Source organism: Vibrio sp. H11 (assembly GCF_004804295.1).
Taxonomy (GTDB): Bacteria; Pseudomonadota; Gammaproteobacteria; order Enterobacterales; family Vibrionaceae; genus Vibrio; species Vibrio ostreae.
On record NZ_SSHN01000002.1, the window covers coordinates 305,864 to 321,148 of the forward strand.

A 15,285-nucleotide genomic window follows, 5' to 3' on the forward strand; every position below is an offset into this window, starting at 1 on the left:
CACATAATCCTCTGTTTACCCGGCAGCGGAAATGGGTGGTCAATCATCAACTGAGGATGCACCAGACCATGAGTGTCACTTCCCACATCACGGCAACACCGCTGGAAACCATGCGTTTTCCCTTGCATGGCGCCCGTTTGATTGAAGCATCTGCCGGGACTGGTAAAACCTTTACCATCGCCGGTCTCTATCTGCGTTTGTTGCTGGGGCACGGCCATGAGGCCGGATTTGACGGACTGGACGAAGCAACCCGGCATGCGGTGCCGCTGACGGTTGACCAGATCCTGGTGGTGACTTTTACCGAAGCGGCCACGGCCGAGCTGCGAGATCGGATCCGGGCCCGGATTCACGATGCGCGTCTGGCATTCAGCCGCGGGGTGAGCAGCGATCCTGTGATTGCCCCCCTGCTTGAGGAAGTGAGCGACCACCGCCAGGCGGCCAGTCTGCTGCTCAATGCGGAGCGGCAGATGGATGAAGCCGCGGTGTATACCATCCATGGTTTCTGCCAGCGTATGCTGACCCAGAATGCGTTTGAGTCGGGCAGCCGTTTTAATAATGAATTTGTCACCGATGAAAGCCATCTCAAAGCTCAGGTGGTGGCCGATTACTGGCGGCGCCAGTTCTATCCGCTGCCGCTGCATCTGGCAGCCGAAGTGCGCCGCCTGTGGGCATCACCGGCGGCCTTGCTGGAGAAAATCGGCGGCTATCTGACCGGCTCGCCGCTTAAACTGACCACACCGGTGATGGACGGCGATCTCGCGGCCCTGCATCAGGACAATCTGCAACGCATCGAAGCGCTGAAAGCGCAGTGGCGTGCGGCGCAGGACGATATACATGACTGCATTGCCAGTTCCGGCATCAACAAACGCAGCTATACCAAAAAATCCCTGCCCCAATGGATTGAAACCGTGTCGCACTGGGCGGCGCAGCCGACCAGCGGTTATGACGTGCCGGAGCACTTAAAGCGCTTTGCCCAGAATGTACTGGCTGAGAAAACGCCCTCCGGCGCAGTGCCGCAGCACGAGCTGTTTGCGGCTATCGAACGTTTCCTCGCCCAGCCGGTGACGCTGGAAGCGCCGCTGCTGGCGCATGCGATTACCCATTGTCGTACCATGCTGGCGAAGGCCAAAGCGAGCAAACAGTGGTTGTCGTTTGATGATCTGCTGACGCAGTTATCGGCCTCGCTGGACGGCGATGAGCAAGGGACGCTGGCGGCCCGCATCCGCACGCTGTATCCGGTAGCGATGATCGATGAATTCCAGGATACCGATCCGCTGCAATACAGTATTTTCAGCCGCATCTATCTTGATTACCCGCAGTGCGGGCTGTTTATGATCGGTGACCCGAAACAGGCGATATATGCTTTTCGCGGCGCGGATATCTTTACCTATATCCGTGCCCGTAATCAGGTAAGTGCTCACTATACGCTCGGTACTAACTGGCGCTCGAGCGCGGATATGGTGGCCGCCGTTAACCAGGTGTTTGAACGCCCGGACAGCCCGTTTATTTACGACGACGATATTCCGTTTCTGCCGGTGCAGCCGAGCCCGAAAGCCGCGCAGCGTGGCTGGTTACTTGATGGTCAGGCGCAGCCGGCGCTCAATTACTGGCATCTTGAGGCCGAAGCGCCGGTCACCAAAGGCAGTTATTTTGATGCCATGGCCAATGCCACCGCCAGCCAGATCCAGCATATTCTCAGCGCGGCCCAGCAGGGCGCCGCAAAGTTCAGTGACGGTGCGCAGATTGAAGCTGGTCATATCGCGGTGCTGGTGCGCACCGGTAATGAAGGGCGGATGATCAAAGAGGCACTGGCCAGACAGGGCATTGCCAGTGTCTACCTTTCCAACCGCGATAGTGTGTTCAGCAGTGCGGTGGCGGCGGATCTGCAGCGTTTGCTGCAGGCGGTGCTGACACCGGAAAATGATCGCGCGATGCGTGCCGCGCTGGCTTCGCCCTTGTTTGCGCTTAATGCCGAGCAGTTGGATGCGCTCAATAACGATGAGAATGAGTGGGAAAACGCGGTCAATGAGTTTAAGCAATATCGCCAGTTATGGATCGATCGCGGCGTGTTGCCGATGCTGCGTAGTGTGCTCAGTCTGCGTCATATCGCTGAACGTTGGCTGGAAGAAAGTGATGGCGAGCGCTTACTGACAGATTTTATGCATCTCAGTGAATTGTTGCAGCAGGCGACGCAGGAGATTGACAGCGACCACGGTCTGCTGCGCTGGCTGGCGCAGTCGATTGTCGATGCCGAGCAGGGGCTGGGCGGCAGTGATGAGGCGATTCAGCGCCTTGAGTCGGAGCGGAATCTGGTTCAGATCGTCACCATTCATAAATCGAAAGGCCTGGAGTATGAGCTGGTGTTTCTGCCGTTTGTGCTCAGTTACCGCGAAGCGAGTGAAGGGAAATATTATGATGCGGCGAGCGGTGAGACTTTGCTGGATATCACTGCCCAGGACGCTTCGTTGCAGCAGGCTGACAAAGAGCGCCTGGCAGAAGATCTGCGCCTGATTTATGTGGCGCTGACCCGTGCGGTGTACGGCTGTTTCATCGGCCTGGCACCACTGCGCAATGGCCGTTCAAGCAAAGAGCCGACCGGGGTACACCAAAGCGCGATGGGTTACCTGCTGCAAAATGGTGAGCAGGGTGGGCTGGATTTGCTGCGCAGCAGCGTGCAGCAGCAGGTCGATGCGCTGGCCTGTGTCGCTGCGAGTGAGCCGCCTGAGCTGCCGCCGCAGCCGTTTGTCGCCCGCCAGGAAAGTCTGCCTGAGCTGAACGCGCGTACGCTGAGCCGCGAGATTGACCGTTTATGGCGCATCACCAGCTACTCCGGCCTGGTCAAACAGGGCAGTCACAGCCATGATGCCACGCTGGAAATCGGCGGTTTCGATGTGGATTCGGCCGATGAACATGATGAGGAAGGGCTGCCGGAACCGGAGCGCTCAATTTTCACCTTTCCGCGCGGCGCCCAGCCGGGCACCTTTCTGCACTCGCTGTTTGAGGAGGTGGAATTTACCCAGCCTGCCGGCAGTGAGTTGAATACCCAGGCTATCAGCGACTTGATGGAGCGCGAGCAGGTCGGCAGCGAGTGGCTGCCAGTGTTGCAGCAGCTGGTCGATACTGTGCTCAGCACGCCGCTGGACGGTAAAGCGCTGCGTCTTAATCAGAAATCGCCGGAGCAGCGTCTGACCGAAATGGAATTTTTACTGCCGATCGCAGTGCTGAGCGCAACCGCGTTGAACCGGGTGGTGCAGCGTCACGATCCGCTGTCGGCTCAGGCCGGTGACCTCGGCTTCTATACCGTACAGGGCATGCTGAAAGGCTTTATTGACCTGGTGTTTGAGCATCAGGGCAAGTATTACGTGCTGGACTGGAAATCCAATCATCTCGGTGATGATGTGGCCGCCTATCATGGCGCGCGCCTGCAGCAGGCGATGGCCGAGCACCGCTATGATTTGCAGTACCAGCTCTATGCCCTGGCGCTGCACCGTTTTCTGCGCAGCCGGATTGCCGATTATGACTACCAGCGCCATTTCGGCGGGGTATATTATTTGTTTTTGCGTGGCATGGATGGAGAATCGGATCATGGTATTTTCAGCGCCAGACCGAGCCAGGCGATGCTCGAGGAACTGGATGATTTGATTCGTGGATTAGAGCCGCAAAGCCGAACCACCTCTGCCGGGCAGATGGAGCTTGATTTATGATGACCTTTGATGAGGTACAAACCACCTTACAGCAGCTAAGCCAGCAGGGCGGGCTGCGCCAGATCGATTACCAGTTCGCGCGCTTTATAACCGCGCAGTGTCCGGCCGGTCAACTGAGTGAGGCGCAGCGCAGTGTACTGCTGCTGGTGGCGGCAGCGGTCAGCGCAGAGCTGGGGCGCGGTCATATCTGCCTGCCGCTGCGTGATGAGCAGGGCAATGCACTGGATCTCGCCGCCCGGCTCGGCTTGTTTGGGGATGCCGCGCTGCCGCTTAATCAGTTATGGCTGGCCTGTGACTGGGCCGAGCTGGTTAAGCAGTGCACTTTGCTTGGCGTGCAGGGCGAAGCGGTGCCGCTGATGTACGACGGTGAACGGCTGTATCTGCATCGTTACTGGCACTATGAAGTGACTCTGGCGCAGCGCTTACAGAGCTTTGGGACACCCATGATCCTAAAGCCTGCGGAGGTCGATAATCTGCGTCTGCGGCTGGATAATCTGTTTGCCCGTGACTATCGCTTTTTGCATCAGGCGCTCAGCCCGGATCTCAATCAGGTCGCGCGTCAGCGTCTGGTGTGTGACCTGTTGGATGTGGTCGATGAGGGAGCTCTGGATTGGGACGCGATTGATGCCAAGTTGCAGGGGGCGCCGCGCCTGACGGATTTGAACGTGCTGGACAGCTTAGTGCCGCAGGCTCACTGCCTCAACTGGCAGAAAGTGGCGGCGGCGATTGCGCTGACGCGCCGTTTTGCGGTGATTTCCGGCGGCCCCGGCACCGGTAAAACCACCACGGTGACCAAACTGCTTGCGGCGCTGATCAGCCAGTCGCAGCAGCAGGGCCATATTCCGGCCATCAAGCTGGTGGCGCCGACCGGTAAGGCCGCCGCGCGGCTGACCGAGTCGATCGGCAAAGCTGTCGCGGATCTAGCGGTGGAGCCGGAACTTAAAGCGCTGATCCCGACTGAATCGAGCACCATCCACCGGCTGCTGGGGGCTATTCCGGACAGCGCGGAGTTCCGTCATCACGCCGCTAACCGGCTGCACCTGGATGTGCTGGTGGTTGATGAAGCCTCAATGGTCGATTTGCCTATGATGGTCAAATTAGTCGATGCGTTGCCCGCACACGCGCGTCTGATCCTGCTTGGCGATAAAGACCAGCTTGCCTCGGTCGAGGCCGGTGCGGTGCTGGGCGATATCTGCTCTTTTCTGCAGCAGGGTTACAGTGCCGAACAAAGTCAGCTGCTGGCGCGCTTAACCGGATTTATGCCGGCGGCGCTTAACCCGCGTCAGGATGAGATTGCCGCAGGTGCCCGCGCAGCGGTCAGCGACAGTTTATGTATGCTGCAAAAGAGTTACCGCTTCGATGCCCGCTCCGGAATAGGCCAGCTGGCCAAAGCCGTCAACAGCGGTCAGGCTATGTGGATTGACCGGGTGTGGCAGCAAGATTTTGCCGACATTGCCCATTTTGCGCTCAGTGGTGAGCATTACCATCAGATGCTGCAGTCGCTGGTGACAGGTTATACGCCGTATCTGCAGCGCCTGCGTCAGCCGCTGCAGGCTGCGGAGTCCGATCGCGTTGCGGAGTCGATGGCCGATAAAGCGCGCGAGGTACTGACTTTGTTCAGTCAGACCCGCTTATTGTGCGCGCTGCGCGAGGGTGACTTTGGCGTCACCGGACTCAACGTGCGGATTGAGCGCGCTCTGGCGGCACGCAAACTGATCAAAGTTCAGGATGAGCTCTGGTACAGTGGCCGCCCGGTGATGGTGACCCGCAATGATCACGCTCTGGGATTATATAACGGCGATATTGGTATCTGCCTGCGCGATGAGCAGGACGATCAGCAACGGCTTAAAGTCTATTTTGAGCTGCCGGACGGCAGCGTAAAAGCGGTCTTGCCAAGCCGGGTTCCTCTGCATGAAACCGCCTATGCGATGACGATTCATAAATCCCAGGGCAGTGAATTTGATTTTACTCTGCTGATTATACCGCCGGAATTCAGCCCGATCCTGACCCGTGAGCTGGTCTATACCGGTATTACCCGCGCCAAGCGTCGTTTGGCACTGTATTGTGATATGGGCGTGATGAAGCGGGCGATCAAGCTGAAAACCCAGCGTGCCAGTGGTTTGGTGCAGCGTTTAAGCGCGTCCTGAATTTTGCTGTATCGCGCTGGGAAAAACAAACAGGCAGCCCTTGGGCTGCCTGTTAACTATTGGGTCAGTGACTATGTCTTTAATGGCTACATTGAGTCAGTCAGGCACCTTTACCGCGTCAGATAAACGCTTTGGTAAAAGTAATAGTACGAATCTTGTAGCGTTGTTTTGATTCAAGGATAAACGTCCGAAGTTGCTCGCTTACCGGGAAAACGCAATGCACGTCCAGCCCTTCCAGGAACTCGTTATCGGCCATATCCCAAAAGCTTTGCAGTGAGTTACAAATAACGGTTTTCATCTTAAGTTGCTCTTAACGACTGGTTGAGTGATAAAAGCAATCCATGCGCGTACTAAGCTTTGTCGCTTAGCTGATAATCCTGAGACTCCGCTTCACTTAAGCTGCAGGCTTCAAAGCCAGGTATTCAAATCGAAGTGATTGGAGTGCAACGTGCAGCAAAGGTCACCTGAATACAAAAGGTCACCGCAATAAAAAGGTGATGCCTGTCACGTTTGAGCGAATTTTACACAGTTATGGCAGGCTTGAAAAGTGTTGATTTTATAAACAAAAAGATGCAACGGATTGCATCTTTTTGTATTGAGCTTTGCTCGAACTATATACTGCTTTTATGGCAGTAATATAGATGAAAATTTTATTTAAGATTTAAAATTAAGATTTTTGAACGGCGCTGATAGTTGTACAGGCTCTGCTTGGCCATCGGCAGGCTCTCAACCCCGACTTCGGTAAAACCTTGCTCACGGAACCAGTGTAAGCTGTGAGTAGTGAGGACAAATAAACGCTCAATGCCCATCTGTTTGGCCTGGTGTTTCATGTGATTGAGCAGCAGCAGACCACGGTTACCATCACGGTACTCAGGATGGATCGCCACACACGCCATTTCGGCCATGCTCTCTTCCTGATACGGATAGAGCGCGGCGCAGCCAATCAAGAGGCTGTCTTTGTCGATGATGGTAAACTTATGAATTTCCTGTTCTAACTGCTCACGCGAACGACGTACCAGGATGCCTTGTTCTTCCAGCGGGCGAATCAGATCAAAAATGCCGCCGATATCGTCAATCTGAGCCTGACGCACCTGTTCGGCACTCGCCATGACGATTTGGGTACCGATACCGTCAAACGAGAACAGTTCCTGGATCAGAGCGCCATCTTCTTTGTAACTGATCAAATGACTGCGCGGTACACCGGCGCGGCAGACGGAAACCGCGGCACGCAAAAAGCGCAGGGTTCCGGTCGAATCATCGCTGGACGGATTGCTTTCTGATTCCAGACGCTGGACCAGTTTTTCAACCTCGGCCGGGAACAATTCGGCGATCGAGTTGCCTTTCTCATCGATGATGCCCTGCTCCGAGCAGAAGCCGATCAATTTATCCGCTTTTAATCTTATCGCCACTTGGGTCGCCACTTCTTCTGAGAGCAGGTTAAAACACTCACCGGTGACAGAGCTGGCAATCGGACCCAGCAGTACAATTGAGCCTTGATCTAGGGTACGGTTAATCCCGTCGATATCGATGCGGCGGATACGACCACTGTGGCAGTAATCAATGCCGTCATCCACGCCGAGCGGCTGGGAGATGACAAAGTTCCCACTGGCGACATTGAGCTGAGTGCCGGCCATCGGGGTATTGTTGAGGCTCATCGACAGGCGGGCGGTGATCGCCAGTTGCAACTGACCGGCAGCCTGCATAACCAGGCCGAGTGCTTCTTCGTCGGTGATGCGGATACCTTTGTGGTAAGGCGTGGTGTGATTATTCGCTTCGAGGATTTGATTGATCTGAGGACGGGCACCATGCACCAGGACGATTTTGACTCCCAGGCTGTGCAGCAATGCCAGGTCGCTGATGATATTAGTGAAGTTTTTATCAGCAATCGCTTCACCACCCACCATGACCACCATGATTTTGCCACGGTGAGCGTTGACATAGGGTGCGGATTGTCTGAACCCCTTTACAAGGGCGGTACTACGAATTTTCACGGCCTGACACTCAAGTTGATTGTTTATTTATGTTTGAATAATGACTTTTTATTCATCTGTAAACAAGTATTTTTTTGCTTTCAGCTTAAAATATCATCTTGATGTGACAGAGCCGGGTCGGGCCGGTTATCCCGGTCAGTGAAATGGTGGCCTCGGCTGCCACATTATGTAACTCAAAATGGAATAACATGTCAGATAATGAGGCTTTCGCAGCGCTTTTTGCCGCGTTGCGCTCTGTGCAGCGCAAAACCGTTGAGCGTTGTTTACTAACGATTGCGGTGGCAGGCACTGTGCTGGTTCTGCTGCTGTACGGCAATCTGTTCAGTCAGTTGGCATCCTTGACCCAGCCGCCGAAAAGCACTCTGTACGGCGTGTGGAAAGAAAAAGATGTAGCTCCGTATCTGGCGCAAACCATCGAAATCCGGCCGGATGTCGTGTTAATGGATGGCCGGGTGGTGACGACCCGCTATGACTATGACGGGCACTCGCTGCGTTATCGGGTCGGTGGCCAGGCTTATCTGTTTCAGATGCGAAATGAGGATCACACGGAAATGAGGTTAGCTTCGTCAGCGCACTATAATCCGACTTTTCAATTGTCAGCGCCGGCGGGGCAATTGTCAGAAAATGACAAAAAACATCTTCAGTAACCATTCCTGAATTGCGCTTGTGAGCGGAGTTTGTCATCCTTTTGCCTAACTCAGCAAATGGACTAACTCCAGTGACAAAACGTTTATTTTCCTATCTTTCTCTGGCGCTGCCGGTAGCGCTGCTTGTCGGCTGTGCCCAGCCGACTGATCGCGCCCAGCAGTACCTAGATCCCGAATTTGCCCAGCCACTGAATCAGGTCGCTGACGTACACTCCAACTCGCCACGTGATTTTACCGAGTTTGCCAAGCAGAGTGAGGCGGTGGTGACGAAATCGCCTTCGATGGCGGCGATGTACGGCCCGTTGTACGAGCAACTGAGTGAGTGGGCGATGCAAAGCGGCGATCCGCAGACTCTGGCTCAGTTTGGAATTCAGGCTGCACAGATGGGCGGCGGTGATAAGAAAGGCAATGTGTTGTTCACCGGTTATTTTTCGCCGGTGATCGAGCTGCGTCACACCCCGGATGACGAGTTTCATTTTCCGGTCTATGCCAAACCGGATTGCAGTTCAGACTGCCCGACCCGTGAGCAGATCTACGCTGGTGCACTGCAAGGTCAGGGGCTGGAATTAGGCTACGCTGCCAACCGGATTGATCCGTTTATTATGGAAGTGCAGGGCAGTGGCTTTGTCCATTTCGGCGATGACGACACGCTGGAATATTTCGCCTATGCCGGTAAGAATAATAAAGCGTACGTGAGTATCGGCCGGATTCTGATTGAGCGTGGCCTGGTCGAACGTGACAAGATGTCGCTTAAAGCGATTAAAGACTGGGTGCTGGCCAACGATGACGCTACGGTTAAAGAGCTGCTGGAGCAGAATCCGTCGTATGTATTTTTTGCCCCGCGCGCTGCGGCGCCGGTGACGGGTAGTGCCGGGATCCCGCTGCTGCCGATGGCTTCGGTGGCCGCAGATCGCTCGCTGTTACCGATGGGCACGCCGATTCTGGCCGAAGTACCGCTGCTGAATGCCGATGGCAGCTGGTCCGGCGCTCATCAGCTACGCCTGCTGATTGTGCTCGATACCGGCGGTGCGGTAAAACAGAATCACCTCGATCTGTACCACGGCATGGGGCCGCGTGCCGGGACCGAAGCCGGCCATTACAAACACTTTGGCCGGGTATGGAAACTGGGGCTGGAAAACAGTCCGACACAAGCACCTTGGGCTACACCGCCAGAGAAGTTACAATAGTTAACCGGCGGGCTTGCCCGGCTAGACTTTTGGTTAAAGAGTGCGTATAAATCGCACTCTTTCTTTTTTGAACCCTTTGATTGTGGATGGTCCGGAGCCAAGAGACGGCGCGTAAATGTCGCCGATCATGTGGTAATCCGGACATTTCCTGTTGTGGATGATTAGTATGCGCGAACTCGATACCCCAGCCTCTGACAGTTATAACCAGCGTTTTGGCGGCACACGTCGTTTGTACGGCAACAGCGAAGTGGACATTCTGCGTGCGGCCCATGTGTGTGTGATTGGTATTGGTGGTGTGGGCTCTTGGGCGGTGGAAGCGCTGGCGCGCTCCGGAATTGGTGAACTGACCCTGATCGATATGGATGATGTGTGCGTCACTAACATTAATCGTCAGATCCACGCCATGAGCGGTACGGTCGGTCAGAGCAAAATCGAAGTGATGGCCGAGCGGGTCAGACTGATCAATCCGGAATGCAAAGTGAACCTGATTGACGACTTTATTACTGCCGATAACCAGCATGAGTACCTGAGCAAAGAGTACGACTATGTACTGGATGCAATCGACAGCGTTAAAGCGAAAGCTGCGCTGCTGGCTTACTGCCGCAGCAATAAAATCAAGGTGATCACGACTGGCGGGGCTGGCGGTCAGACCGATCCGACTCAGATTAAAGTCGCGGACCTGACCAGGACGATTCAGGATCCGCTGGCGAAAAAGATCAAAGACCGTCTGCGCCGTTTCCATAATTTCCAGACCAATCCGGCGCGTAAATTCGGTATTGATTGTGTGTTCTCCACGGAGCACCTGAAATATCCGCAGGCAGATGGCAGTGTGTGCGCGGTCAAATCCAGTGCGGAAGGACCGAAACGTATGGACTGTGCCAGCGGCTTTGGCGCGGCGACTGTGGTAACGGCGACCTTCGGCTTTGTCGCGGTGTCACGCATTATCGAAAAACTGATTCAGAAACACCGCGCGTAACGGAGCCTTTATGTCTGATTATTCTTGGTCTGATTTTCCGGATTCGCCATTTGGCAGCGACATTCACAGCACTGATGTACTGGCAGTGATGCAGCAGATGAAAGGCTGGGAAGATCGCTATCGTCAGGTGATTCAGTGGGGTAAAAAGCTGCCACAGATGCCGGATGCGCTAAAAAGCGAGCAAGTGACGGTCGCTGGCTGTGAAAGCCAGGTCTGGCTGCTGGCGGCTCAGCAGGGCGATGTGTGGCACTTTTGCGCCGATTCGGATGCGCGCATCGTGCGTGGCCTGATCGCGTTGGTGATGGCGGCTTATGAAGGTAAAACCAGCGCCCAGATTCAGGCGTTTGATATCGATGATTACTTTGCCCGACTGGGCCTGATTGCGCATCTCAGCCCGTCGCGCGGCAATGGCCTGAAAGCGATTGTTGAGCAGATTAAACATCTGGCGACATATCCCCTTCCTACTTGAAGCTGCAGCGGTGTTGGCTGCATTCGTTCACCCCAATCACACATACTGTCTCTATGTGATTGGGGATTCACTTATTTGCCGCCTACCTGCAACTCCAAGTTGTTTGGGGATAAGATTTTAGGATCCTGATTCCTGATTCCTGATTCCTGATTCCTGATTCCTGATTCCTGATTCCTGGTTCCTAAAACCCTTCTCCTCTCAACTACAGCATATCGACTGCTTTTTCTATCGCTGCGATTAAGCGTTGCACTTCTTGCATCGAGTTATAAATCCCGAACGAGATCCGCACAGTGCCTTTGACAGCGAAGGCATCCATTAACGGATGAGCGCAGTGATGGCCGGCACGGACCGCAATGCCCTGCTGATCGAGCAGTGTGGCCAAGTCCTGATGATGGACACCGTCCATCACGATACTGAGAATACTTGAGTCCGGCTGGTAGCCCAGCACCTGAATATCGTCCAGCTGCAGCAGCGCCTGATAGGTCGTGTGCTGCAACTGATGCAGATGCGCTTCAACCTCGGTGCGCTCAAACCCGCAGTACCAGTCGATGGCCGTCGCCAGCGCAATCGCGCCGGCCACATTCGGCGTGCCGGCTTCAAATTTACCCGGCAGCTCGGCAAAGGTGGTGCCGTCAAACGAGACCTTCTCCACCATTTTTCCACCGCCGTGCCAGGGTGGCATCGCTTCCAGCAGCGCCAGTTTGCCATACAGCACGCCAATACCGGCCGGCGCATACAGTTTGTGACCGGAGAAGACATAAAAATCGGCGTCCAGCGCGGTGACATCGACCTCTTCATGCACGATGCCCTGCGCGCCGTCGACCACCACCACCGCGCCGGCCCGATGGGCGGCGTCAATCACCGCTTCAATCGGCTGGCGGGTGCCGGTGACATTGGTGATGTGGGCCAGCGCGACAATTTTGCACTGGTCAGACAGCAAGTGGTGGAAAGCATCCAGGCCAAACTCGCCATTGGCGGTCATCGGAATTTTGACCACCTTAGCGCCGGTCTGCTGCGCCACTATCTGCCACGGTACGATGTTGGCGTGATGCTCGGTTTCGCTGACCAGGATTTCATCGCCGGGTTGCAGAGTTGAACGGGCGTATGTCTGTGCAATCAGGTTAAGTGCTTCGGTCGCGCCCCGGGTCCAGATAATACTTTTACTGCTTGGCGCGTTGATAAAGCGGGCGATGCGTTCACGCGCGGCTTCAAACTGGCTGGTGGCATGCGCGGTCAGGCTGTGGCTGCCGCGATGCACATTGGCATTCTGCGCGCTGTAATAACGGCTGATGGCATCAATCACCACTTGCGGCTTTTGCGTGGTCGCCGCACTGTCGAGGTAGATCAGCGCCTGATCATTAATGGTTTGCTTGAGCGCCGGAAACTGGGCGCGAACCGCGGCAATATCCAGCATGTTATTCGATACCCAGTTTTTCATAGTTAAGCTGAGGCAGGGCAACCAGCGGAACGGCGACTTCACGCGCCAGCGCTTTTCCGGACAGCTGGACAATGATTTCCACTGCAAATTCCAGCGCCGTCCCCGGCCCCTGGCTGGTCAGCAGATTGTTGTTGACGTCATAGGTGACGCGGCGGTTCCGCCACAAGTCGGCGGGAATACACTGCTGAAAATTGGGATGACAGGTCATCAGCGCACCCGGATAAAGGTCGTGGTGCTGCAGGACCACCGCCGGCGCGGCGCAAATGGCGGCAACCAGGCGGCCATCGTATTTTTGCTGTCTGATGATCTCGACCAGCACAGTGCTGTCACGGAACACTTCTGCGCCGCCGACACCGCCGGCCAGCACCACGGCATCAAATTCATCATCGGCGACGTCGACTAGTTTGCAGTCGGCAGTCAGTGTCACGCCTCGGGACGCGCGCATGGTGAGGTGACCGTCGAAATCCGCGCTGGCTACCACAACCTGATAACCGGCCCGGACCAGAATATCAATCAGAGTGACGGCTTCCATCTCTTCCGTGCCCGGAGCGATAGGGATCAGAATGCGTTTTGTCATGCTTGGGTCCAACTTTGTTGTAAGGATTGAATGTGTTGATACAGTTGCTGGTTAACCGGTACGGCCAGACCATGCTGCTGCGCTTTGCGCACCACGTATCCGTTGATAAAGTCTATCTCGGTTTGGCGCTGATGGACAACGTCCTGATGCATTGAAGAGCGATTACGTGCCGTGGCGGCAATGACAAGATCGACGGTAGCGCGCAGCGCGTGTTGATCGACCGGAATGTGTTCCGCGCGCATCACAGCGGCAACTTCGGCAATGATGGCATCCAGTCGGGCGCGATAGCGCGGGTCGGCCAGCTCGCCATTACTGATTTGCTCAATCGCTGTCAGCGGGTTAATCGCACAGTTAATGGCGAGTTTCTGCCACAGGGCGTGCTCAATGTGTTGGTTCCAGCTCACCTGGGGCAGGGCATGCTGCAGCACATCACAGACAAACTCGCAGCGGGCACCCGGCGCATTAAAGGGCCCGATTTGAGTTTGCCCTTGTCCGGTATGCAGCACCTTGTCCGGCGCAGGTTTTAGCGCGCCATGCGTGGTGGTCGACAACAGCACAGGATAAGGCGCGAGGCAATCACTGAGGTCATCCAGCGCCCCCATACCGTTATGCATAAACAGCAGGATGGTCTCATCGGCAATTTGCTCAAGCAGGGCAGGTAAAGCCGACGCGACTTGCCAGGATTTCACCGTGATCAGTAACAAATCAGCGCGGTGCAGCGTGTCAGGCTGATTATAGGCAAAATTGAGCTTGGGCTGCTCATCACATTGCAGCGACCAGTGTGTGACGTTTTGAGTGCCCCACAGCGCCACCTGATGTCCGGCCTGGTGCAGATGCGTCGCCCACAGGCTGCCAATGGCACCGGGACCGACAATCACGATATTCATGCAAACAACTTCGGTTAAGGGTTTGCGCTAAGGATAATGCCCCGCAGAGCGAAAGCAATAAAAAAGGGCGCCGATTGGCGCCCTCTCAAAGCTTGAGCAGGATTTACTTAGAACTTGTAAGTTACTGCCAGGTAATGGCCGATACCGGTTGAGTCTGCAGTTGCAGATGCATCCCATGGCAGACCTTCGCCGTTTTCAAAGCCGTATACATCGTTGAACAGCTTCAGGCCATAACCCACTGCGAAGCGGTCTGAGTGCCAGTAAATACCGTTGAACATGTCAAAGCCAGTGCTAGACGTGTTGTATTGGCTCTTCATGCCAAATTGGTAATCGATGTAACCTTGGTATGCGATGAACGTACCGTTTTCGAAAAAGTAGAAAGGTTTGAACCAGTTAGTGGCAAAGTGGTAACCATTCCAGTCTTTTTTACCTGAATCGTAAGTTTTGTACAGGTTTACGCCTACTTTACCAAACCATGGCACCATCACGTCTGAACCCAGACCGATGTTCTGAGTGTTCAGACCGTCGCTACCGCCATCCCATTGGATCAGAGAAGCCAGATATAGCTCCTGTACCGGACCGAAAGACAGGTCTTTACCAGTCAGAGCGTCCAGAGAGACACGCGGTGCAAATTTCATAAAGATTTTATCACGACCGTACTTGTCGCTGCTTGTGTCTGAAGTCAGGTTGAAGATATCAACATAGCCGTAAAGATCGAAAATGCCTGAACGGCCACCGAATTCCATTTCCAGGTAATCGTGGCTTGAATCTTCGTCAGCGGCACCTTTCTCATTGAACGCACCCATAATGTTGAACTGCATCCACTTGTAATCGTTTTTGTGGATATCGCCATCTGAGTAGTCAGCTGCCAGAGCTGGTGCAGCGGATGCTGCCAGTAGACCAAGAGCTAAAAGTAATTTGCGCATAAGGGGGACTCTCTATGTATGTATTGATTCAGAAGAATAATTAATCACTGCTTCTTCCAATTGGCGGGAATGATAGCGACTAAAATCTCAATTAAAAGTGATACGGCGTGCAAAATTTAGCTTCTTTGGTGATCATGGTCACATTATTGTATTTTATTTACGGAACTTTTTTGTGTTACAAGAATTTGCATTTTATTTGTGATTTTTGTCACGCAAACGTTTGGGTTGAAGGATATTAAGCTTATTGAATAACCTAAACGCGTAGTCAGTGATCTGGGGTTTTGCAAATTGCGTATGCACAACAAACACACTTGGTTAGCAGATCAACTTCACATA

At 54.6% G+C, this 15,285-nt stretch carries 12 protein-coding genes; 6 read left to right on the forward strand and 6 right to left on the reverse strand.

The genetic code is table 11. The annotated features are described in order from the left end of the window. The first annotated feature begins 68 nt into the window (after positions 1–68). Positions 69–3,704, forward strand: coding sequence for an exodeoxyribonuclease V subunit beta (gene recB / locus E6C74_RS04150; RefSeq protein WP_136483435.1), 3,636 nt, complete (start codon positions 69–71; stop codon positions 3,702–3,704). Beyond that, the gene (gene recD / locus E6C74_RS04155) at positions 3,704–5,851 is read left to right on the forward strand and encodes an exodeoxyribonuclease V subunit alpha (protein WP_168796958.1); all 2,148 of its coding nucleotides are present in this window, start codon (positions 3,704–3,706) and stop codon (positions 5,849–5,851) included. The genes recB and recD overlap by 1 nt, the downstream gene beginning before the upstream one ends. A gap of 118 nt (positions 5,852–5,969) precedes the next feature. On the opposite strand, the gene E6C74_RS04160 is transcribed toward recD, so the two are convergent. Together E6C74_RS04160 and argA are read right to left on the reverse strand one after the other, a co-directional pair. Beyond that, a complete protein-coding gene (locus E6C74_RS04160) occupies positions 5,970–6,149 on the reverse strand; it encodes a hypothetical protein (protein ID WP_136483437.1) in 180 nt (59 codons plus the stop codon). Between the two features lie 352 nt (positions 6,150–6,501). Next, positions 6,502–7,842 carry an amino-acid N-acetyltransferase gene (gene argA, locus E6C74_RS04165; RefSeq protein WP_136483438.1) on the reverse strand — a complete coding sequence of 447 codons (1,341 nt, stop codon included), beginning with the start codon at positions 7,840–7,842 and terminating at the stop codon, positions 6,502–6,504. Between the two features lie 188 nt (positions 7,843–8,030). Here argA and E6C74_RS04170 point away from each other — a divergent pair, with 188 nt between their 5' ends. The 4 genes from E6C74_RS04170 to csdE all read left to right on the forward strand — a co-directional run bounded on the left by E6C74_RS04170 (position 8,031) and on the right by csdE (position 11,121). Continuing rightward, positions 8,031–8,489, forward strand: a complete 459-nt coding sequence (locus tag E6C74_RS04170; RefSeq protein ID WP_136483439.1) for a DUF2850 domain-containing protein — start codon at positions 8,031–8,033, stop codon at positions 8,487–8,489. A gap of 71 nt (positions 8,490–8,560) precedes the next feature. Next, positions 8,561–9,676: a murein transglycosylase A gene (gene mltA / locus E6C74_RS04175; RefSeq protein ID WP_136483440.1), complete on the forward strand. Its 1,116-nt coding sequence runs from the start codon at positions 8,561–8,563 to the stop codon at positions 9,674–9,676. 166 nt (positions 9,677–9,842) lie between these two features. Then, positions 9,843–10,652, forward strand: a complete 810-nt coding sequence (gene tcdA, locus E6C74_RS04180; RefSeq protein WP_136483441.1) for a tRNA cyclic N6-threonylcarbamoyladenosine(37) synthase TcdA — start codon at positions 9,843–9,845, stop codon at positions 10,650–10,652. Between the two features lie 10 nt (positions 10,653–10,662). Further along, positions 10,663–11,121 carry a cysteine desulfurase sulfur acceptor subunit CsdE gene (gene csdE, locus E6C74_RS04185; RefSeq protein ID WP_136483442.1) on the forward strand — a complete coding sequence of 153 codons (459 nt, stop codon included), beginning with the start codon at positions 10,663–10,665 and terminating at the stop codon, positions 11,119–11,121. Positions 11,122–11,323: 202 nt separating this feature from the next. On the opposite strand, the gene csdA is transcribed toward csdE, so the two are convergent. From csdA to E6C74_RS04205, 4 genes are all read right to left on the reverse strand, one after another. Then, positions 11,324–12,535, reverse strand: a complete 1,212-nt coding sequence (csdA, locus tag E6C74_RS04190) for a cysteine desulfurase CsdA (RefSeq protein WP_136483596.1) — start codon at positions 12,533–12,535, stop codon at positions 11,324–11,326. Between the two features lies 1 nt (position 12,536). Next, positions 12,537–13,136: a DJ-1 family glyoxalase III gene (locus tag E6C74_RS04195; RefSeq protein WP_136483443.1), complete on the reverse strand. Its 600-nt coding sequence runs from the start codon at positions 13,134–13,136 to the stop codon at positions 12,537–12,539. After that, positions 13,133–14,023, reverse strand: coding sequence for a 2-dehydropantoate 2-reductase (panE, locus tag E6C74_RS04200; RefSeq protein WP_136483444.1), 891 nt, complete (start codon positions 14,021–14,023; stop codon positions 13,133–13,135). Before panE ends, E6C74_RS04195 begins: the two co-directional genes overlap by 4 nt. 107 nt (positions 14,024–14,130) lie before the next feature. Beyond that, a complete protein-coding gene (locus tag E6C74_RS04205; RefSeq protein WP_136483445.1) occupies positions 14,131–14,949 on the reverse strand; it encodes an outer membrane protein OmpK in 819 nt (272 codons plus the stop codon). Positions 14,950–15,285: the final 336 nt, after the last annotated feature.